The organism is Pantoea sp. LS15 (assembly GCF_012241585.1).
GTDB lineage: Bacteria > Pseudomonadota > Gammaproteobacteria > Enterobacterales > Enterobacteriaceae > Enterobacter.
This window is the reverse complement of sequence record NZ_JAAVXA010000014.1, coordinates 1-20528: the sequence shown is the minus strand read 5'-3', so window position 1 is coordinate 20528 and position 20528 is coordinate 1. Positions and strand designations below refer to the sequence as shown.

Sequence of the window (20528 nt, the reverse complement as noted above, 5' to 3'; positions counted from 1 at the left end):
AACAGGAGCCACCATGCACACCCGTAATCTGCTTGTCGCTTCACTCTCTCTGCTTGCTACTTCCGCCGTTGCCCAGACTCATTACGCCTGGGTGGGAACCTATAACCCTAACGGTGAAGGGCTGTACCGTTTTACCGTCGATCCGCAAAGCGGCGCGCTGGCGAAGAAAACGCTGGTCAGCACGTTGCCGAATGCTGCACAGCTTACCGTCTCACATGATGGCAAAACGCTCTATCTGGCGAGTGAAGTGGAGCAGGGCGTGGTGCAGGCGCTGCGGGTGAATGACAACGGTGAGCTGAGTGAGCTCAATCAGGTGGCTTCCGGTGGCACAGGGCCGGTTTACCTTTCGCTGACGCCGAACGGTCGCCATCTGCTGGTGGCAAACTACGTCAGCGGATCGATTGCCGTTCTGCCGGTCAAAGCCGATGGCAGCCTGGGTGATGCCACGGACAGACATCAGGATCAGGGTGAACCGGGTGCGGCGAAGCCGGAAGCCGCTGCGGAGGGCAGTTTCGCTATCAGCGATCATAACGGCCCTCATGCACACATGATCGCCGCCGATCCGAGCGGAAAATACGTATTTTCAACCGATCTGGGGCTGGATCGCATCTATCAGTATCGCTTTGACGATCAAACGGGAAAGCTGACGCCGAACGATCCACCGTTTATCAACGCCTCCTCGAAAGGGGCAGGGCCGCGCCACTTTGTCTTTACGCCAAAAGGCGATGCCCTGTGGTTGATTAACGAAGAGGCGTCTACGCTGACTCACTATACTCTTGATGCAAACGGCACCCTTAAAGAGGGCAAAACGCTCTCCGCCCTGCCGAAAGGTTACAAAGGCACCAGTTTTGCTGCTGGTCTGGTGTTAAGTGCGGATGGTAAGCAACTGTATGTGGCTAACCGTTTGCATAACAGCATCGGGCACTTTACCGTAACAGCGGAAGGCACGCTGACGCATCAGGATGATGTCTGGACGCGTGGCGACTACCCGCGCACCCTGACGCTCGATAAACAGGGGCGCTGGCTGTACGTCATGAATCAACGCAGCGACAACATTACCCGTTTCCGCGTGGCGCAGGACGGCAAGCTCAGCTTTGAGCCAGACTATACGCCGGTCGGTAGCCCATCCCAGATGGTCATTTCACCCTAAGCCGTAAGAGGACAACGACGTGCGATTTCCGAATCAACGTTTAGCGCAACTTTTCGATCTGTTGCAAAACGAGACGCTGCCGCAGGATGAACTGGCGCAGCGGCTGTCGGTTTCCACGCGAACCGTCCGTGCTGATATCACTGCCCTGAACGCGCTGCTGGCGAGCCACGGCGCGCAGTTTATTCTGAGCCGGGGGAATGGTTATCAGCTTAAAATTGATGACGCCGAGCGTTATGAGCAATTGCAGGCCTCCCACCCGCGCGCGCTGCGTATTCCCCGAACCGGGCCGGAGCGCGTGCATTATCTGGTGGTGCGTTTTCTTACCTCGGCATTTTCTCTCAAACTTGAGGATCTGGCTGACGAGTGGTTCGTCAGCCGCGCCACGCTGCAAAGCGACATGGCGGAAGTGCGTGAGTGGTTCCACCGTTATAATCTGACGCTGGAAACCCGACCGCGCCATGGTATGAAGCTGTTTGGCAGTGAGATGTCGACCCGTGCCTGCCTGACGGACTTGCTCTGGGAGCTGGCACAGCAGGACAGTCTGAACCCGCTGGTGACCGACGTGGCGCTCAATGCGGGTGTGGCAGAACAGATGGTGCCTGTACTGCATGATGCGCTAACACGCCACCATATTCGCCTGACCGACGAAGGCGAGCTGTTCCTGCGCCTCTACTGTGCGGTATCGGTACGTCGTATCAGCGAAGGCTATCCACTGCCGGAATTCCATGCTGAAGATGTGGAAGAGAACGTGCGTGAAGCCGCGAAAGATATCGCAGTGTCCATTCAGCACCTGGCGGGCAAAACGCTTTCGCCGTCGGAAGAGAGCTGGCTTTGCGTACACATCGCCGCGCGGCAGATCCAGGAGATTGCACCCAGCGCGATCAACGCTGACGACGACGAAGCGCTGGTTAATTACATCCTGCGTTATATCAACACTCACTATAACTACAATCTGCTCAGTGACGAGCAACTGCACGCGGATCTGCTCACACACATTAAAACCATGATCACCCGGGTGCGGTACCAAATCATGATCCCCAATCCGCTGCTGGAAAACATCAAGCAGCACTACCCGATGGCGTGGGATATGACCCTCGCGGCGGTATCGAGCTGGGGCAAATACACACCGTATGTGATCAGCGAAAACGAGATTGGTTTTCTGGTATTACATATTGGCGTTGGGCTGGAACGCCACTACAACATTGGCTACCAGCGACAGCCGCGGGTGCTGCTGGTGTGCGACGCCGGGAATGCGATGGTGCGTATGATTGAGGCGGTGCTCCAGCGTAAATACCCGCAGATTGAGGTGACGCGCACGCTCACTCTGCGAGAGTACGAACTGGCGGAATCCATCAGCGAAGATTTTGTGATCTCCACCGCCCGCGTCAGTGAAAAGTCCAAACCGGTGGTGATGATCGCCCCATTCCCGACCGATTATCAGTTAGAACAGATCGGCAAGCTGGTGCTGGTGGACCGTACCCGCCCGTGGATGCTGGATAAATATTTCGACGCGGCCCATTTCCGCATTATTAACACGCCCATCGATCAGCAAACGCTGTTCCGTGAGCTGTGCGAACAGCTTGAAAGCGAGGGTTTTGTTGGCGCGGAATTCCTGGATTCGGTCGTCGAGCGTGAAGCCATCGTCAGCACAATGCTCGGTGAGGGAATTGCGCTGCCGCACTCTCTCGGCCTGCTGGCGCAAAAAACGGTGGTCTATACCGTGCTGGCTCCGCACGGCATCCCGTGGGGCGACGAAACCGCGCACGTGATTTTCCTGCTCGCCATCAGCAAAAGCGAATATGAAGAAGCAATGGCGATCTACGATATTTTCGTGACCTTCTTGCGTGAACGCGCGATGTCACGGCTCTGTGGCTGCGGGGATTTTGCCGAGTTTAAGGCAGTGGCTATGGAGAGTTTGAGCCGGTTTTGAGAGGCGTTATCCAGAATTCGATGTAATGCGAATGTAATGCTAAACTGCATTACATATTCGATTTTACTGGAGGCATAATGGCCACGCTGAACGTCCGTCTGGATGACAAACTCAAAAACGAGGCTTATGCCGTGCTGGAAAAACTCAATATCACCCCAACGGAAGCCGTGCGATTACTGTTTCAGTACGTCGCGGAGACGGGACGTATGCCGGTGAAAACGGTCACCATTAGCGACAATGAAGATGAACTGATACAGGCAGTCCGGGAGCGGCTGGCTAATCCGCAAAAGGGAATTAAGGTTAGTCTGGATGACTTATGAACTGGCATTTGATCCGAGGGCGTTAAAAGAATGGAGCAAGCTGGGGGAGACTGTAAAAGACCAGTTTAAGAAGAAACTAGCGGACGTATTGGTGAACCCAAGGGTCGAATCGGCCCGCCTGCATGGTCTACCGGATTGCTACAAAATAAAACTCAGATCCCAGGGTTATCGTTTGGTCTATCAGGTTCAGGAAAACGTTGTAACGGTATTTGTTATCGCTATCGGTAAGAGAGAGAAAGCAGCCGTTTATCATGATGCAAACAAACGGCTCTAACGATCACCGCAGATGATGCACAACCTGATTGCTGCTGCCGCGCCAGATCAGCGCCGGGTCTTTTAAATCCTGCACGAATTTGCCGTCGACCAGCACGTTAATCAGATCCACTATTTCCCTCTGAGCGGTATTCAGCTCATCCAGCTTATAGCCTGTCCAGACCCAGATATCTTTTCCCGCACATTCGCGGCGAATGCGCTTCACCAGCTTCAGGATTTCCGGCACGTTTTGCGGGTGGAGCGGGTCGCCACCGGAGAGTGAAATCCCCTGGCGGTTGATGCGAGTGTCGTTCAGATCGTTAATGATCCTGTCTTCCATCTCTGTGGTGAAAGGCATACCAGAATTCACGCGCCATGTGCTTTTGTTGTAACAGCCTGGGCACTCATGAACACAGCCTGAAACGAACAGGGTGCAGCGGGTGCCGGGACCGTTGACGATGTCGACGGGATAATATTGATGATAATTCATAGCGTTAACCTTAGGCCCTCTCCCATAGGGAGAGGGAGAGAACCCTGCGAAGAACTTACCCGATCTGCCCATTCCCCAGATGTTTAACGCGGCGCTTCACCTCTTCCTGCTTACCTGCGTTAAACGGACGTGCATCCGGGCTACCGAGGTATCCGCACACGCGGCGGGTCACAGAGACACGAGCAGCATCGTGGTTGCCGCATTTCGGGCAGGTGAAGCCTTTGCTGGTGCACTCAAACTCACCCGTGAAACCACACTCGTAGCACTCGTCGATAGGCGTATTGGTCCCGTAATACGGCACGTGCTGGTAGCTGTAATCCCACACGTCTTCCAGCGCTTTCAGGTTGTGCTGGATGTTTGGGTATTCGCCGTAGCAGATGAAACCGCCGCTGGCGATTGGCGGATACGCCGCTTCGAAATCAATCTTGTCGTACGGGTTCACCTTCTTCTCCACGTCGAGGTGGAAGCTGTTGGTGTAGTACCCTTTGTCGGTTACCCCTTCCACAATCCCGAACTCGGCGGTGTCCAGACGGCAGAAGCGGTCGCAGAGGTTCTCGCTCGGCGTACTGTACAGGCTGAAGCCATAACCGGTTTCCTCTTTCCACTTATCAACGGCGTCGCGCAGGCGCTGAACGATGGCGATACCTTTCTCACGCAGGGCTTCACTGTCATACATATGCGTGTCGCCAGCCAATGCGTTGATGGTCTCGTGAATGCCGATATAGCCCAGCGAAATCGACGCGCGACCATTTTTGAAGATCTCAGACACGTCATCGTCTGCTTTCAGACGCACGCCGCAGGCCCCTTCCATGTAGAGGATTGGCGCCACGCGGGCTTTGATCCCTTCCAGACGCGCAATACGGGTCATCAACGCTTTGCGTGCCAGCTGCAGGCGCTCGTCCAGCAATTTCCAGAATTCGGCCTCATTGCCTTTGGCTTCCAGCGCGATGCGCGGCAGGTTCAGGCTGATGACGCCCAGGTTGTTACGCCCGTCGTGGATCTGCTCGCCGTTTTCATCTTCATACACGCCGAGGAAGCTGCGGCAGCCCATTGGCGTTTTGAACGAACCGGTCACTTTAACGACCTGATCGTAGTTCAGGATGTCCGGATACATGCGTTTGCTCGCGCACTCCAGCGCCAGCTGTTTGATGTCGTAGTTCGGATCGCCAAACTTGTGGTTCAGACCGTCTCGGATCGCAAACACCAGTTTCGGGAACACCGCCGTTTTGCGGTTCTTTCCGAGGCCGGAGATGCGGTTACGCAGAATGGACTGCTGAATCAGACGCGATTCCCAGCTGGTGCCCAGACCAAAACCGAAGGTGACAAACGGTGTCTGGCCGTTGGCGGTATGCAGGGTGTTCACCTCATACTCCAGTGACTGGAACGCGTCATAGCACTCTTTCTCGGTACGCGAGTGTGCGTAGCCGTCCGCGTCCGGGATCTGCCACTCTTCGGCTGTTTTACGATGTTTGTTGAAGCTTGCTGTCACGAACGGGGCCAGCACTTCATCAATACGGTTAATGGTGGTGCCGCCGTAAATATGGCTGGCGACCTGAGCGATAATCTGTGCCGTGACCGCCGTGGCCGTGGAGATGGATTTAGGCGGTTCAATCTCAGCGTTACCCATTTTAAAACCGTGGGTCAGCATGCCTTTCAGGTCGATCAGCATGCAGTTGAACATCGGGAAGAATGGCGAGTAGTCGAGATCGTGATAGTGGATCTCACCGCGCTCATGCGCCGATACCACATCGCGCGGCAGCAAGTGCTGGCGGGCATAATGTTTGGCAACGATACCGGCCAGCAGGTCGCGCTGGGTCGGGATCACTTTGCTGTCTTTATTGGCGTTTTCATTGAGCAGGGCAGAGTTGGTCTGCTCGACCAGGCCACGGATCTCCTGGTTCAGACGGCCGCGCTTTTCACGCTCAACGTCACGATCGTGACGGTATTCAATGTAGGCACGGGCTAACTGCTTGTAGGGGCCCGCCATCAGCTGGTTCTCAACCGCGGTCTGGATCTCGTTGATATCGACCTGGCTGCGTTCATTCATCTGGCTGCTAACGACTTCTGCTACGGTGGCGCAGTAATCTGCGTCATCGACTCCCGCTGCTTTAGCTGCACGCAGAATGGCTTCCTGAATGCGCTCTGATTTAAACGGCACTTTACAGCCATCACGTTTCATCACATGCGGTGTCATGATCACTCCATTTTAAAAACAGGTTATCCACAGAGGTGGAGAAGTATTCAGAGGCTGTATTGTCAGCCAGGTGAGTGACTTCCCTCGTTCCCGACATTTGTTATCCACAATTCCGGAGAGCTGAGCCGCCGTTGTGTTGTTGGAATAGTAGACGATAAATACAATATGTGGGGTCGGCGTGCATTTTAAGTTCTACATATAGTGATTTGCATCAAACATGTTTGCGTTTTATTTGATTCAGAACAAAGTAAAAAGACGAGAGTACAAACGACGGGCGCTTCAGCGATTGTAAATACAGGCATGAAAAATTTGATTAATTATTCAACAAAAACAGGCATTCAGCGCAAACCGCACCGAATGCCCTGTTACTGTTAACCTTAATTTGCCCAGCTCAATCCGGCATTGATAAACGCAGTGGCGGCGATAATGCCCAGCAGCAGCGGAATCAACAGTCTGTTGGCTGGTGTGCTGCCCGTTTCCGGGGATGCTTCAGTGACGCACAATGCGGAGATCACTTTTTCAGATGTGCGAGCCGCAAGAAGGTCTGCGCGGAGAGTTTCTTCCGTCAGGGAGGAGGTGAGTGCCGTCAACAGTTGCATATGGGTGGTTCCCGCTTCTGCTTCAGGAATGGCCAACAGGAACACAATCCTCACCTCTTCATCGCCATCAAGGCCGGGCCACTGCACCGGCTCATCAAAAAGCGCTATGCAAAATGCTGCCTGCCGAACGGCGGAGGATTTTCCGTGCGGAACGGCCAGCTCTTCACCTAATGCGGTTGGACCTTCACTCTCACGGTGTAACACGCTCTGGATAAAGGCTGCCTCATCGTCAACAACGTGACGTCTGTAGAGCGCTTCAGACATTAGTCGAATAAGCGATTCCGGCGTACGGGCTATGGGGTTGATAAACACCAGGTCGGGGTGCGTCAAAGCAGGTAAGTTCATATCAGATCTCTATGAGAAAATCGCAAGTGCTGCAGGGTTGTATGTGCGTTACAGGTGAAACCTGTTCTTCCAGATAATTAATCTGAGTCAGCGTCATCAGGCTGGCAGGAAGGGGCACAGGCTGTGTTCCGGCGTTAAAGATACGAACAACCGTTCCACTCAAGACGCGTGCAGGCGGTAGCGCGGACAGCATTAAAGGCGCCGGTAGATCCAGCAATGAGAAAGTCGCCGGAAGAGAACGAGCGTTGAAGTTCAGGGCAAAACGATCGAGGCGGTTATCAAGAGTGTGTAATGTCTGCCGTTGGTAGGTAAAAGGCTGCCCGAGCGCGAGGTTTTCCAGCTGGCGTAAGGTGGTATGCGAAGCGTTGTCGGCCAGCGCCAGCGTAAAGGAAAAGTGCAGCGACTTAAGTAACTGTGCCTCCGGCGTATCGACGACCGTATTGTTAATACCCGAAGCCCGGCCCGGTCGCCATGCCAGATCGCTACGCCCGAGAACGCCCGTCGATTTGAACAGCGTAAGCGCGATGCTGGCCAACTGACCGCCACAAACCTGAAACTCTTTCATTCCCCGGCTGTTTATCACTAACGCTTTTCCCGGTTCCGCAATGCTGATGATGCCCTCGCTGGTTTCAATATCAATCGGCAGCTCCCGGAAACGCGCCTGCCAGTGCTCTGCATCATGTCCGACCGGACGATGGATGAGTGAAAAAGGCTGGGAAGCGATAGAGTGCTGAGTGGCGATATCGCTGTTAATCAGTAAGCGTAAACGGTGATCGCGAATGTTGTTTTCAAGTGATATGTCGACATACAGATTGGGGTCGCCCTTACGCAGTTCACACACCATTTGAATGGGAAGTGCCTGAGCTGAGGCTTGCGTGCGTGACGCTAAATCTGGCGGTAGATGCAAAACCGCCTCAAGGAACAGCCGTTCAATGAGTGACGTTTTTATGCAATCAATTAATGTGAAATTCGAACACCGAATCGGTTTATCCCCCGCGAGAGGCGAGAAATCATAACTGTCCCCGGCATCTGCGCAGTCTTCAAAGCAAAAAAGGTCGGTGATCCGTCTGTTATGGCGTTTATCTTCAAGTACCAGCGTTCCGGCGTCCAGGACGAGTCGATACGCCATGTTTTCAATCGACGGCTCTGCCTCGCCAGGGTTCTGCTTGTCAGAATGCGTACCTTCCTGAACGTTGAGCGAAAGATAGCCAACAGGAGGCAACTGCGGGACCTCGACGGCAATTTGCCAGCGATAGTACGGGGGCTGGTCTGTTTCGTTTTCGCCTTCCGAGGTGAGTGAAATAACGCTTCCACCGGGAAGCACTTCACGCTCCAGAACATCAAACGATAATGACTTGCCCTGATGTGAAAGGGCGATATTTTCAGAGCGGCTATAGAGTGTGGTCTTCACGACCCGGGTCATGGCGGTGGGCAGAGGGTTAACGATCAGGAGATCGTTCTCCTCACAGCAGGACGTCGCCAGCGCTTTTACCACCAGGTTCCACAGGCTATGGCAGCGTTGCTCCGTTTGCTCCAGGCGATGGAGAATGTCCCGGTTGGTGGCATCGCTATTACAGCCTCCTATGGAGTCATGGGCGTGGCAGCGCAGCAGCATTTTCCAGATGCTGTCCAGCAGCGGAAGATTAACGGCAATACCGAGGTGTCTGGCAAGGGCAATGGTCGGCTCGAGCTGGCGAAGAAGGAACTGCTCAATCTCATAATTCTTCTTTTTGATGTCGTAGCGCACCGAACCAATGGTTTTGTGAATACGGGTATAGCGTGGTGATTTCAGCTCGCCTTCCCAGATTTCCAGCTCACTGCTCAGGGGACGCAGGCTTTCGACATATTGCTCTAAGGAGCTGATCCGGTAGTGGTCACGAGTGGGCGAATGCGCACTCGCTTGCTGCAGGGTGTGTGGGAGGGTGGGATCAATATTCACCTGATCACCGCCGCAGGGCAGCAGCAGGTCTGCAATACCTGCCCGTTCGCGTATCAGATTGACGATGGGATAGATTTTATCTTTTAAACAGGCGATTTCTGGGCGCATGTTTTTCGCCGCGCCATACCCCATTGTCATCGCGCAGGCAATAACGGTGGCACCCGAAGGCGCGCGCCAGAGAAATTGGCTTTTTTCGGCCTGTTCATCGTGGTTTACGCCGCGCCAGAAAACGATGTTATCGATATTGCAGCCGCGCAGCAGGGCAGGCATTTGGGCATTGTGACCAAAGGTATCCGGCAGATAGCCCACCTGCATGGCGTGCCCCAGTGCCCGTGCAGTGGATATACCGTACTTTAGGTTGCGGATCATCGATTCGGTGTGAACATTGTAGGTATCCGTTTGGGTATACCATGGCCCGACAAACAATCGTTTTTCTTGCACCAGCTTTTGCAGGCGAGGCGCGTAGTCAGGGTTTATCGCCAGGAAGTCATCGACGACGGCCATTTGCCCATCAAGGTGATAACAGCTGTAGGCCGGATCCTGCTCAAGTGTGGCAATGACCTCTGCGAAGTTATAGGCCGCCAGCACGGTGCTGTCCTGATGGGTGAAGTACCACTCCTGATCCCAGTGTGTATGGGCAATAACATGGATTTGGCTCATGGCGCTGTCCTTAGTCCGTATGCTTTGGGCTGAGATAGAGAACGCCCAGTGCGCAGATCAGTGATCCCACGACCACGCTTAACAGATAGCCCGTAACGTTAGTCGCCAGCGGCCATCCCCATATCGCCGGCAGAGGAAGGGTTTGCTTCACGCCCAGGGCAATCGCCAGTAACGCGCCAGAGACTGCGCCAACCATAAAAACAGGGATCAGGCGCGGGTTTTTCAGAATGAAAGGAATGGCACCCTCTGAGATACCGATAACGCCCAGTAGTAATGAGGTACTGCCGACGGTTTTCTCTTCACTGCTAAAAACGGCGGGAAGGCCAAAGCGACCGTTAAGCAAGGCGGCGAAGCCGACGCCGATGGACGGGATGACAATTGCCAGTTCACGCGCGGTTAAATCGAACGTTTCGCTTACACCGTTAAGTCCGAGCGCGACCGAGCCCGCAGCTTTATTGATAGGCCCACCCAGGTCAAATGCCGTACCCGCAGCGATCATCGCCGAATAGAACCCTCGCCCGGTATCACCTGCGGAGGTAAAAAAGGTCACCATGAGCTGGTTAAGTGAACCAAATACAGGGTTTATCAGGTATTCCATCACCATTACCAGCGTTATGCCGGTGATGAGCGGAACGATTAGCATGGTTTTAATCGTCGTGAGTTGTTGCCTGACGTGAATGGTGTCATTGAGCCAGCGCACGAGATAGCCCACAAAAAAACCGATAGCGATAGCGCCGAAAAACCCCGAAGGCATAAAGTTTTCGATATCAAAGAAACGTTTATATACCTCGTCCGACATAATCCCGCCGATCAGTCCCGGTATCAGAGCCGGTTTTCCCGCAATAGAGAAGGCCAGATACATGGCGAAGACCGGATACATAAACTTGATGGTCAAAAAGCCAAGTTTATCCAGCATGCTAAATGGCGAGTTTTCGATGCCGATAAACTGACCGGTAATCTTGGCAGTCGCCATCATGAGCCCACCCATAACGACAACCGGCAACATGTAACTGATGGCCGCCATAATATGACCGATAAAAATTTGATATGCCGAGCGCTGGGTTTCAGCGTCACACGCGATTTGGGTCGTGGCTTTATCCATTGCCAGCGCCTGACGCAAATAGCGGTCAGTATGTTTAATCAGTTCCTGAGTACGGGTCTGGAGGTGGGGAATGTTTTCGAAACGCTCCGCATCCTGGATGGGGACATCGGTTGCCAGGATTACGGCACTGGCGCTGGCGATATCCTGCGGAGTGAGTCGGTTTTTAACCCCATCACTTCCCTGGGTCTCGACCTTCACATCAAGGTCGTGTTGTTTCGCCCACGCGGTAATTTTATTTGCTGCCATAAAGGTATGGGCAATTCCCGTCGGACAGGCAGTGACTGCAACAATTTTTTGTTTCGTCATGGTAATCATTCCTGGCTATGAAAATAGCGGCAGTATAATGAGAAACAAAAATAGCCATTAATGTTTGCTAATACTTATTACGTACCATGATACTCATAAAGATAATATGTGAAGCGCCTTCCAGCATGTGCGGGAGGAAACTGATAGTATTACCGTGTTTTGTTAAAGGATGGATGGTATGAATTCTTTTCAGGGAAGCGAACGTTTGATATTTGAATACATTCAATATCACGCACAAAATATTTCTAATATATCGGCTAAAGAGATCGCTCGCGATACCTATACCACGACAACCTCTGTTAATCGTGTCTGTAAAAAAATGGGGTATCAAAGTTATACCGAGCTGCGGTATCGCTTTTTACGCGATCACTGTACGGCAGCACCGTTACAGCCTGTCTTATGCGAGGAGGGAGAAGGGATTGTTGAGAATGTGTCGGCTTTACTTATTCATTCCAGCCATATTTATCTCTATGCTCGCGGGGCATCGCTGACCAGCCTCAATTACCTGTCCCGCTTTCTTTCGCTTGCGAGCCTTCCGCATCTGATTTTGAACGACATGCATCAGCTTACGCGCGTGTCAAAAGGCACGCTGGTCCTGATCAGCAAATCGGGTGAGACGCAGTCATTGATCGAAATGGCGCGCAACGCGCTGCGTAAGGGGCTTAAAGTCGTCGCCATTACCCGCCGGCATTCCATGCTGGCGACACTGTCCACGCTGTGCTGGCCTTTAGAGATTGATATGAATGCTATTTCGCTTTACCAGCGAGAAGGCCAGCTGGAGCTACTTAGCGCCGTTGACCGTATCGGCTGCAGGCTGCTGCAGCACGATACGGTGTCAGGGGAGTTATAGCTTTTTCACAATGCCCAGTCGAACGGCGTAGTCATTTTCATGGTTGCCGTCATCATTGATGTAGGTTTTATCCAGTGATACCAGTTCGACGTAGGGCGTCCAACCATCATCGAGTTTGTAGTTGAAGGCAAGGGTATGCTCCCAGTAGGTGTCATCCCCAGTGCCCTGATCCACATTATCCTGCCAGCGGAAGCGCGGATTATAGGACATACCAAATTTGCCGATGTTGTACGCAAACCACAGATCAAACTGATGTGATTCACGACGGGTGTAGCCACTGCCATCTAACTGTTTGTCGCTGTGGGCGTCGTTGACGGTGTTATAGCGATAACGTGCTGACAGGTTGAGTCCATTATCAAAGGATTTCCAGCCCTGGATAAAGGGACGGTAATGCGTATTGCTGGCAGTAAACACCGTCACCATTCCGGGGGCGACAGCATAGCCGTTGCCCAGGTCAAAACGCCAGCGCGTTTCAATTTCCTGTGCAGCTTCTGTTAATCCTTTGTCATCAGGATTATATCGGTCTGTATCGCCAAAAAATGTATCGTTGTGATTTTGCGCGGCTTCAACGGAAAAATAAAAACCGTTATCGGCTTGATGCATGACTTTAATACGTGAATCATTTACATCGGAGCGTGTGTTATGCCCAAAGCGAAGGTCGACAGAGGTATTTCCACACCACGCCTGACCGCTGATGAATAATACGCTAATACATGTTGCTTTAATAATGATGTTTTTCATAATATCCTGCCGGGGTTATTTAATTGGCAGGCTATTTTTATTTTGGTCGCGATTGATTGTAAAAGTTATCGTCGTACATTTAACGTATCGTTAAACCTGGTAATAAAAAGAGACGGCCTTAATGCCGTCTCATCGCGTTTTTATTTCTGTAGCCACCAGACGGCTTCGAAGGGACGAAGCATTGTGGTTAGCGGCTGTGCGTAATTGCTCATCACCCTTTGCCATTCTCCGTGCAGGATATCATCGTCCCATGTCTGGCTCTCGCCGCTGAGGTTCGCCACCACAATCAGCGTCTGTCCCTGCCACTGACGACGGTAGCACCAAAGAGAAGGGTGTTCAGGCAGCAGATCCTCATAATCACCCCACGTCAGCACCGGCAGGGTTTTACGCAGGCTAATCAACGACTGATAGGTGTAAAACACCGAATCCGGGTCATCCAGCGCGGCACGAGCGTTAACTGTCTCGTAGTTGTCGCACACACCAATCCACGGCTCACCTTCGGTAAAGCCCGCATTATGCGAAGCATCCCACTGCATTGGCGTGCGACCGTTATCGCGTGATTTACTCGCCAGAATCGCCAGTAACGCTTGCGGATCGCGCCCGTCCGCCCGCAGTTCGGCGAACATATTCAGACTTTCCACGTCACGGTAATCAGTGATGCGGCTGAAGTGCGGGTTGGTCATGCCCAGCTCTTCACCCTGATAGATATACGGTGTACCCTGCATGCCGTGCAGCACCATGCCGAGCATCTTCGCAGCCTGAACGCGGTATTCCCCTTCGTCACCAAAGCGCGACACAATGCGCGGCTGGTCGTGGTTACACCAGAACAGCGCGTTCCAGGCTTTGTTGTGCATGCCCTGCTGCCAGTGACGGAAGAGCGTTTTGAGTGCCACGAAGTCCGGTTTCGCCTTCGTCCACTTTTCGCCGCCGGGATAATCCACTTTCAGATGGTGGAAGTTAAAGGTCATCGACAATTCACTGCCATCAAGAGAGGCGTACTGCTGGCAGTTTTCCAGCGAGGTCGAGGACATCTCGCCCACCGTCATCAGATTGCGCGGCGTAAAGACGTCGCGGCTCATCTCCCGCAGATATTCGTGAATGCGCGGCCCATCTGTGTAGAAACGGCGGCCATCACCCGTCTCGTCATTCGGGAAATCCTGATCTTTTGAGATCAGGTTAATCACGTCGAGACGTAAGCCGTCCACGCCGCGATCGGCCCAGAACTCGCACACCTTTTTCAGTTCGGCGCGCACTTCAGGGTTTTCCCAGTTGAGATCCGCCTGCTCCGGGGCAAAGAGGTGCAGGTAATACTGCTCGCTTTCGGCATGCCAGCGCCAGGCATTGCCGCCAAACTTGGAGCGCCAGTTGTTGGGAAGCTGCTCCGGCGTGCCGTCGCGCCAGATATAAAACTGGCGGTACGGGCTCTCTTTATTCAGTGATTCGCGGAACCAGGCATGCTGCGTTGACGTATGGTTAAACACCATATCCAGCACGATGCGAATGCCGCGCTCATGCGCCCTGGCGACCAGTTCGTCAAAATCATCCAGCGTGCCGTAGGCGGGATCGATGGCGGCGTAATTCGCCACGTCGTAGCCGTTATCCACCTGCGGGGAGATATAAAACGGCGTCAGCCAGATGGCGTCGATACCGAGGGTTTTCAGGTAGTCCAGACGCTGCGTCACGCCGCGTAAATCACCGGTGCCGCTGCCAGTGGTGTCCTGGAAACTCTTTGGATAGATCTGATAGATGACGCCGTTCTGCCACCAGTGAGGAAGGGTATTCATAATGCGTTCCTGCAAATGCGAAGGGGCGCAACTGCGCCCCGAAAGATAAAGTTAAACAATCTGCAGCGAGCCCTGACGGAACTTACGCTGGTAAACCACGGTGGTGAGCGCCATTGGGACGATAATCGCGATGGCCATCGCCAGGGCAAACACCTGCCAGAAAGCGGGCTGGATGGAGAGAATGCCCGGCAGACCGCCAACACCGATGCCGTTCGCCATTACGCCGTTCAGACCGCACACCAGCCCAGCCAGACCGGAACCGATCATCGCGCAGAGCATCGGGAAGCGGTATTTCAGGTTAATACCGTACATCGCCGGTTCGGTGACGCCGAGGTAGGCGGAGATGGCAGCCGGAACAGAGATTTCACGCTCGTTATGTTTACGGCTGACGATGATGATGCCGGTTACCGCAGACGCCTGCGCAATGTTAGACAGGGCGATAATCGGCCAGACCGGCGTGCCGCCGAGGCTCTGAATCATCTGCATATCAATGGCCAGCGTGGTCTGATGTACACCGGTGATCACCAGCGGGGCGTACAGGAAACCGAACAGCGCAGCACCAATCGGCGCGAAGCTACCGGTCATCAGGTGACGCACCGCGAAGGCCACGCCGTCGCCGATCATGCGGCCAAACGGACCGATAAAGGCATGCGCCAGGAATACGGCAATAATCAGTGAGCAAACCGGAACCACCACCAGATATAGGTAATCCGGGACGATGCGTTTTAAGCGAGTCTCAATGAAGCCCAGCGCCAGACCTGCCAGCAACGCCGGAATGACCTGCGCCTGATAGCCCACTTTAGCGATGGTAAACAGACCAAAGTTCCACACCTCCGGCAACTGCTGACCAAGTAAGTAAGCGTTCATTAACTGTGGAGAGACCAGTGTGACGCCCAGTACGATACCCAAAATTGGCGTACCGCCCATTTTGCGCACGGCGGACCAGCAGATCCCGACTGGCAGGTAGAAGAAGATCGCTTCGCCAATCAGCCACAGGAAGTCATAAACGGTTTTCAGCGCCGGGTACATCTGCGCCAGGGTTTTACCGTCGCTCATCGGCACATCACCGATGACGTTACGGAAGCCTAAAATTAAGCCCCCGCTGATCAGTGCTGGCAGCAGTGGGAAGAAGATTTCCGCGAAGTGGGAAATCAGCTGCTCATGCCACTTCATGTTCTGGCGCGCGGCTTTCTTTGCCTGCTCTTTATCGGCAGAAGAGTGCCCGGTAGTCGCCAGCAGAGCCTGATAGTAATCGCCCACTTCGGTACCGATAACGACCTGGAATTGCCCGGCGTTAGTGAAGCAGCCTTTAACCATGGAGAGTTCCTCAATGGCTTTCGGGTTAGCCTTGGCCGGATCGTTCAGCACGAAGCGCAGGCGGGTAATACAATGGCTGACTGTCGCGATATTTTCGCGCCCGCCGACCAGGACGATCAGCTGATCGATATCTGCTTGTTTGACTTTACTCATCATGAAACCTCATGACAGATGTTGAGGGGGGTAATGACCTGAGCGCAAGCCTACTCCTTCAGCGTGACGGCGAAAATGGGAACGTTCCCGAAATCAGGCGAAGATCACAATAAACCGATTAACGAGGGTTAAGAGAGGTGGACGGGAATAACGATCTGCCGTGGTTCAGTTCGCCCGTTGATTTGCTCGATCAACTGTGTGGCGGCCTGTCTGCCGGACTCAGCATAGCCCGGATCGACGGTAATGATCTCCGGGTGCAGGAACTTCATCAGCGGTGTGCTGCCCACACTCGCGACCTGCAGATCATCGATGCGCTGTTCCTGCAAATATTTGCTCGCACCCAGCGCCAGGGTATCCGTGGCACATACCAGTGCGGTGGTCTGTGGTGTCAGGACGCTGGCGACCTGCTCGTAGCCCTGTTTCATCCCCAGCCCAGGCAGGGAGGCCACGGCAGAGAGGTTGTGCTTTTTGCAAAATGCCAGATAGGCCTCATGACGACGTTTGCCGGTAGTGACGTCCGCGTGCGGCACGCCGAGGAAACTAATGTGGCGATGACCTTTATCGAACAGTCGCTGCATCAGGGTGATAATCGCGCCTTCGTCGTCATAGCAAACGGAGGCAAAACCGTGGGCATCGCGCGCCAGCAGCACCAGCGAAGGCTGCCAGGGTTTCAGCATCTCCTCTTTAATGCCGGTAAAACCAAACAGCACCACGCCGTCAATGTTGCGTCGCTGAAGCATACCCAGATGCTCTTCAACCAGTTGGGGAGAGAACTGGCTCTCCATCATGATCGGATCGTAGCCTTGTTCATAGAAGGCGGGCAGCATGGTCTGTACGGCGAGGTTTTCCGACAGCGAATCCAGACGCGAAACAATGATGGCCACCACCTTGTCACTCTGTCCACGCATGGCACGCGCTGAGCGGGAAGGGGAAAAACCGTGCTGATTCATCACCGCTTCAACACGCTCACGCGTACGCTCGCTGACGCCACTTTCGTTGTTCAGCACGCGCGACACGGTGGATTTCCCCACGCCGCTTAAACGCGCGATGTCTTTAATCGTAAGGCGGTTCTGCATGCTGTATTCCCTGTAACAACGACAAAGTGGTTAATTGAGCCTAATGACTGAGCACGATTTCGCTATGGGCAAAGTCTGGTTTACGTTCGGTTTATTTGCAGGGGAGTATAATACCGCCCGAACCATCACAAAGGGTACGCCTAAATCCTTATACTGCGCGGCGACACCCTGTTTTTTACTTACCGGAGGCTTCATGGATCCCGATCCCACACCTCTCCTGAACGGGAGAAGACGTTCTTTCCGGTAAGCCAGCCTTTTGCTGTCTCACCGGTGTGAGGCAGCAACGTCATCAGCGTTCCTGCTTAAAAAATTAAGTGCCTGCCAGGTACGGCCTTGCCACGCCTGAAGGAAATGCTGCGTCCGCGTTTGCGGATGCGGAGGAATGACTATGTTGAAAAATATTACCCGGCAACTACAGGCCCTGTTAAGCCGCCACCTGCCACATCGCCTGGTTCAGCGCGACCCGCTGCCCAATGCCAAAAACATGGCAGGCGCGGCGATCCCCGCTTCTCTGACCGAGCGCTGCCTGAATGTGGCAGCAATGGATGAAAACGAAGTCTGGCGCGCCTTTGGCGGACACCCGGAAGGGCTGAATGCGGTCGAAGTGGAAAAAATCCGTGCCGTGCATGGCGATAACCAGATCCCGGCGCAAAAACCGTCTCCGTGGTGGGTGCATCTGTGGCTCTGCTACCGCAACCCCTTCAACCTGCTGCTGACCGTGCTCGGCATCATCTCTTATGCCACGGAAGATCTGTTTGCCGCAGGTGTGATTGCCCTGATGGTGGGGATCTCCACGTTGCTGAACTTTATTCAGGAAGCCCGTTCCACCAAAGCAGCGGATGCCCTGAAAGCGATGGTCAGCAACACCGCGACCGTCTCGCGCGTGATTAATGATCTCGGCGAAAACGCCTGGGTGGAACTGCCTATCGACCAGCTGGTGCCGGGCGATCTGGTGAAGCTTGCCGCTGGGGATATGATCCCGGCGGATTTACGCATCATTCAGGCACGCGATCTGTTCGTTGCCCAGGCCTCCCTGACCGGGGAATCTCTGCCCGTTGAAAAGGTGGCGCGAACCCGCGACCCACAGCAGATGAACCCGCTGGAATGTGACACCCTGTGCTTTATGGGTACCACGGTAGTGAGCGGTACGGCGCAGGCGATAGTTACCGCTACCGGGGGCAACACCTGGTTTGGTCAGCTTGCCGGACGCGTCAGCGAGCAGGAGAGTGAACCTAATGCCTTCCAGAAAGGGATTGGTCGCGTCAGCATGCTGCTGATTCGCTTTATGATGGTGATGACGCCGATCGTACTGCTGATCAACGGCTACACCAAAGGTGACTGGTGGGAAGCGGCGCTGTTTGCACTCTCCGTGGCTGTTGGCTTAACGCCGGAAATGCTGCCGATGATTGTGACCTCTACGCTGGCGCGTGGGGCGGTGAAGCTCTCTAAACAGAAAGTGATCGTTAAACACCTCGACGCCATTCAAAACTTTGGCGCGATGGACATTCTCTGCACCGATAAAACCGGCACCCTGACGCAGGACAAAATCGTGCTGGAGAACCACACCGATATCTCCGGCAAAACCAGCGAGCGTGTCCTGCACAGCGCGTGGCTCAACAGCCACTACCAGACCGGGTTGAAAAACCTGCTCGACGTCGCCGTACTGGAAGGGGTGGATGAAGAGTCTGCCCGCATGCTCTCCGGCCGCTGGCAGAAGGTGGATGAGATCCCGTTCGACTTCGAGCGCCGCCGTATGTCGGTGGTGGTGAGCGAGCAGGCGGATGTCCATCAGCTGATCTGCAAAGGCGCGCTGCAGGAGATCCTGAATGTGTCAACGCAGGTGCGCTATAACGGTGACATCGTGCCGCTGGACGACACCATGCTGCGCCGCATCAAGCGCGTCACTGACAACCTGAACCGTCAGGGGCTGCGCGTGGTGGCGGTGGCGAGTAAATTCCTGCCTGCCCGCGAGGGGGATTATCAGCGTATCGACGAATCCGATCTGATCCTCGAGGGTTACATCGCCTTCCTCGATCCGCCGAAAGAGACCACCGCACCCGCGCTAAAAGCGCTGAAAGCGAGCGGGATTACCGTGAAAATCCTCACCGGGGACAGCGAACTGGTAGCGGCGAAAGTGTGCCACGAAGTGGGACTGGACGCGGGTGACGTGGTGGTGGGGAGCGATATTGAGCACCTGTCCGACGACGAACTGGCAAAACTGGCGAAGCACACCACGCTGTTTGCCCGCCTGACGCCAATGCACAAAGAACGTATTGTCACCCTGCTACGTCGTGAAGGCCACGTGGTGGGCTTTATGGGTGATGGCATCAACGATGCGCCTGCCCTGCGAGCAGCGGATATTGGCATCTCTGTTGATGGTGCGGTGGATATTGCCCGCGAAGCGGCGGACATCATTCTGCTGGAAAAGAGCCTGATGGTGCTGGAGGAAGGGGTTATCGAAGGGCGTCGTACTTTTGCGAATATGCTCAAGTACATCAAAATGACCGCCAGCTCCAATTTCGGTAACGTCTTCAGCGTGCTGGTGGCGAGTGCATTTTTGCCCTTCCTGCCGATGTTGCCGCTGCATCTGCTGATCCAGAACCTGATGTACGATGTGTCTCAGGTGGCGATCCCGTTTGATAACGTGGACGATGAACAGATCCAGAAGCCACAGCGCTGGAACCCGGCCGATCTGGGGCGCTTTATGCTGTTCTTTGGCCCGATCAGCTCCATCTTTGACATTCTGACCTTCTGCCTGATGTGGTTTGTTTTCCACGCTAACACCCCGGAACACCAGACGCTGTTCCAGTCTGGCTGGTTTGTGGTGGGGCTGCTGTCGCAGACGCTGATTGTGCATATGATCCGCACCCGCCGCATTCCGTTCATCCAGAGCCGTGCCGCATGGCCGCTGATTGTGATGACGGGGATTGTGATGGCGCTTGGGATCGCGCTGCCGTTCTCGCCGCTGGCGAGCTACCTGCAGCTGCAGGCACTGCCGCTGAGCTACTTCCCATGGCTGGTGGCGATCCTTGTGGGTTATATGGTGCTGACGCAGATGGTGAAAGGGTTCTATAGCCGTCGGTATGGATGGCAGTGAAAACATCCCCTCTCCCTGAAAGGAGAGGGATCCCCACAAAATAATACCAGCACGGACGACCCCCTCTCCCTTGAGGGTGTACAGTCCGGGGACATAGTGAACACTTGTTCGGGGACATGGTAGACACTTACAACTAAGGCATAAGAACCCGTTAATGGAGTCGCTTATGCCCTGGGATGCGAGAGATACCATGTCATTACGTACCGAGTTTGTTTTGTTCGCC

At 54.3% G+C, this 20528-nt stretch carries 15 protein-coding genes; 6 read left to right on the top strand and 9 right to left on the bottom strand.

The genetic code is table 11. The features are described 5' to 3' along the window. The first annotated feature begins 13 nt into the window (after positions 1–13). From HED65_RS17940 to HED65_RS17925, 4 genes are all read left to right on the top strand, one after another. Positions 14–1150, top strand: coding sequence for a lactonase family protein (locus tag HED65_RS17940; protein WP_114979599.1), 1137 nt, complete (start codon positions 14–16; stop codon positions 1148–1150). 19 nt (positions 1151–1169) lie between these two features. Further along, on the top strand, positions 1170–3080 hold the full coding sequence (locus tag HED65_RS17935) for a BglG family transcription antiterminator (protein ID WP_114979598.1): 1911 nt from the start codon (positions 1170–1172) through the stop codon (positions 3078–3080). 77 nt (positions 3081–3157) lie between these two features. Then, the gene (locus HED65_RS17930; protein WP_114979597.1) at positions 3158–3400 is read left to right on the top strand and encodes a type II toxin-antitoxin system RelB/DinJ family antitoxin; all 243 of its coding nucleotides are present in this window, start codon (positions 3158–3160) and stop codon (positions 3398–3400) included. Then, positions 3390–3674, top strand: a complete 285-nt coding sequence (locus HED65_RS17925; protein ID WP_028016494.1) for a type II toxin-antitoxin system RelE family toxin — start codon at positions 3390–3392, stop codon at positions 3672–3674. The genes HED65_RS17930 and HED65_RS17925 overlap by 11 nt, the downstream gene beginning before the upstream one ends. A gap of 3 nt (positions 3675–3677) precedes the next feature. Here HED65_RS17925 and nrdG read toward each other — a convergent pair whose 3' ends face one another. The 5 genes from nrdG to HED65_RS17900 all read right to left on the bottom strand — a co-directional run bounded on the left by nrdG (position 3678) and on the right by HED65_RS17900 (position 11287). Beyond that, complete coding sequence (gene nrdG, locus HED65_RS17920) at positions 3678–4142, bottom strand: anaerobic ribonucleoside-triphosphate reductase-activating protein (protein WP_114979596.1); 465 nt, start codon at positions 4140–4142, stop codon at positions 3678–3680. A 55-nt stretch (positions 4143–4197) separates the two neighbouring features. Then, positions 4198–6336 (bottom strand): anaerobic ribonucleoside-triphosphate reductase, encoded by a 2139-nt coding sequence (gene nrdD / locus HED65_RS17915; protein WP_114979595.1) that lies wholly within the window; start codon positions 6334–6336, stop codon positions 4198–4200. 377 nt (positions 6337–6713) lie between these two features. Further along, complete coding sequence (locus HED65_RS17910) at positions 6714–7280, bottom strand: fructose PTS transporter subunit IIA (protein WP_114979594.1); 567 nt, start codon at positions 7278–7280, stop codon at positions 6714–6716. 1 nt (position 7281) lies between these two features. Continuing rightward, positions 7282–9879 carry a glycoside hydrolase family 38 N-terminal domain-containing protein gene (locus HED65_RS17905; protein WP_114979593.1) on the bottom strand — a complete coding sequence of 866 codons (2598 nt, stop codon included), beginning with the start codon at positions 9877–9879 and terminating at the stop codon, positions 7282–7284. Positions 9880–9889: 10 nt separating this feature from the next. Beyond that, positions 9890–11287 carry a PTS fructose transporter subunit IIC gene (locus tag HED65_RS17900; RefSeq protein ID WP_114979592.1) on the bottom strand — a complete coding sequence of 466 codons (1398 nt, stop codon included), beginning with the start codon at positions 11285–11287 and terminating at the stop codon, positions 9890–9892. A 178-nt stretch (positions 11288–11465) separates the two neighbouring features. Between HED65_RS17900 and HED65_RS17895 the strand changes: the two genes are divergently transcribed. Next, positions 11466–12137 (top strand): MurR/RpiR family transcriptional regulator, encoded by a 672-nt coding sequence (locus HED65_RS17895; protein WP_114979591.1) that lies wholly within the window; start codon positions 11466–11468, stop codon positions 12135–12137. Here HED65_RS17895 and HED65_RS17890 read toward each other — a convergent pair. The 4 genes from HED65_RS17890 to treR all read right to left on the bottom strand — a co-directional run bounded on the left by HED65_RS17890 (position 12132) and on the right by treR (position 17208). Next, the gene (locus HED65_RS17890) at positions 12132–12878 is read right to left on the bottom strand and encodes an oligogalacturonate-specific porin KdgM family protein (RefSeq protein ID WP_114979590.1); all 747 of its coding nucleotides are present in this window, start codon (positions 12876–12878) and stop codon (positions 12132–12134) included. The two genes, HED65_RS17895 and HED65_RS17890, sit on opposite strands and share 6 nt — an antisense overlap. 140 nt (positions 12879–13018) lie before the next feature. After that, positions 13019–14662 (bottom strand): alpha,alpha-phosphotrehalase, encoded by a 1644-nt coding sequence (gene treC / locus HED65_RS17885; protein WP_114979589.1) that lies wholly within the window; start codon positions 14660–14662, stop codon positions 13019–13021. A 51-nt stretch (positions 14663–14713) separates the two neighbouring features. After that, positions 14714–16132, bottom strand: coding sequence for a PTS trehalose transporter subunit IIBC (gene treB / locus HED65_RS17880; RefSeq protein ID WP_189338752.1), 1419 nt, complete (start codon positions 16130–16132; stop codon positions 14714–14716). Positions 16133–16260: 128 nt separating this feature from the next. Beyond that, complete coding sequence (treR, locus tag HED65_RS17875; RefSeq protein ID WP_114979587.1) at positions 16261–17208, bottom strand: trehalose operon repressor TreR; 948 nt, start codon at positions 17206–17208, stop codon at positions 16261–16263. A gap of 388 nt (positions 17209–17596) precedes the next feature. Here treR and mgtA point away from each other — a divergent pair, with 388 nt between their 5' ends. Next, positions 17597–20305, top strand: a complete 2709-nt coding sequence (gene mgtA / locus HED65_RS17870) for a magnesium-translocating P-type ATPase (RefSeq protein WP_114979586.1) — start codon at positions 17597–17599, stop codon at positions 20303–20305. Positions 20306–20528: the final 223 nt, after the last annotated feature.

Bases quoted from the DNA above. Each gene is read 5' to 3' on its own strand.
- HED65_RS17940 (WP_114979599.1), top strand. From the start codon at position 14: ATGCACACCCGTAATCTGCTTGTCGCTTCACTCTCTCTGCTTGCTACT.
- HED65_RS17930 (WP_114979597.1), top strand. From the start codon at position 3,158: ATGGCCACGCTGAACGTCCGTCTGGATGACAAACTCAAAAACGAGGCT.
- HED65_RS17925 (WP_028016494.1), top strand. From the start codon at position 3,390: ATGACTTATGAACTGGCATTTGATCCGAGGGCGTTAAAAGAATGGAGC.
- nrdG (WP_114979596.1), bottom strand. From the start codon at position 4,142: ATGAATTATCATCAATATTATCCCGTCGACATCGTCAACGGTCCCGGC.
- nrdD (WP_114979595.1), bottom strand. From the start codon at position 6,336: ATGACACCGCATGTGATGAAACGTGATGGCTGTAAAGTGCCGTTTAAA.
- HED65_RS17910 (WP_114979594.1), bottom strand. From the start codon at position 7,280: ATGAACTTACCTGCTTTGACGCACCCCGACCTGGTGTTTATCAACCCC.
- HED65_RS17905 (WP_114979593.1), bottom strand. From the start codon at position 9,879: ATGAGCCAAATCCATGTTATTGCCCATACACACTGGGATCAGGAGTGG.
- HED65_RS17900 (WP_114979592.1), bottom strand. From the start codon at position 11,287: ATGACGAAACAAAAAATTGTTGCAGTCACTGCCTGTCCGACGGGAATT.
- HED65_RS17895 (WP_114979591.1), top strand. From the start codon at position 11,466: ATGAATTCTTTTCAGGGAAGCGAACGTTTGATATTTGAATACATTCAA.
- HED65_RS17890 (WP_114979590.1), bottom strand. From the start codon at position 12,878: ATGAAAAACATCATTATTAAAGCAACATGTATTAGCGTATTATTCATC.
- treC (WP_114979589.1), bottom strand. From the start codon at position 14,662: ATGAATACCCTTCCTCACTGGTGGCAGAACGGCGTCATCTATCAGATC.
- treB (WP_189338752.1), bottom strand. From the start codon at position 16,132: ATGAGTAAAGTCAAACAAGCAGATATCGATCAGCTGATCGTCCTGGTC.
- treR (WP_114979587.1), bottom strand. From the start codon at position 17,208: ATGCAGAACCGCCTTACGATTAAAGACATCGCGCGTTTAAGCGGCGTG.
- mgtA (WP_114979586.1), top strand. From the start codon at position 17,597: ATGTTGAAAAATATTACCCGGCAACTACAGGCCCTGTTAAGCCGCCAC.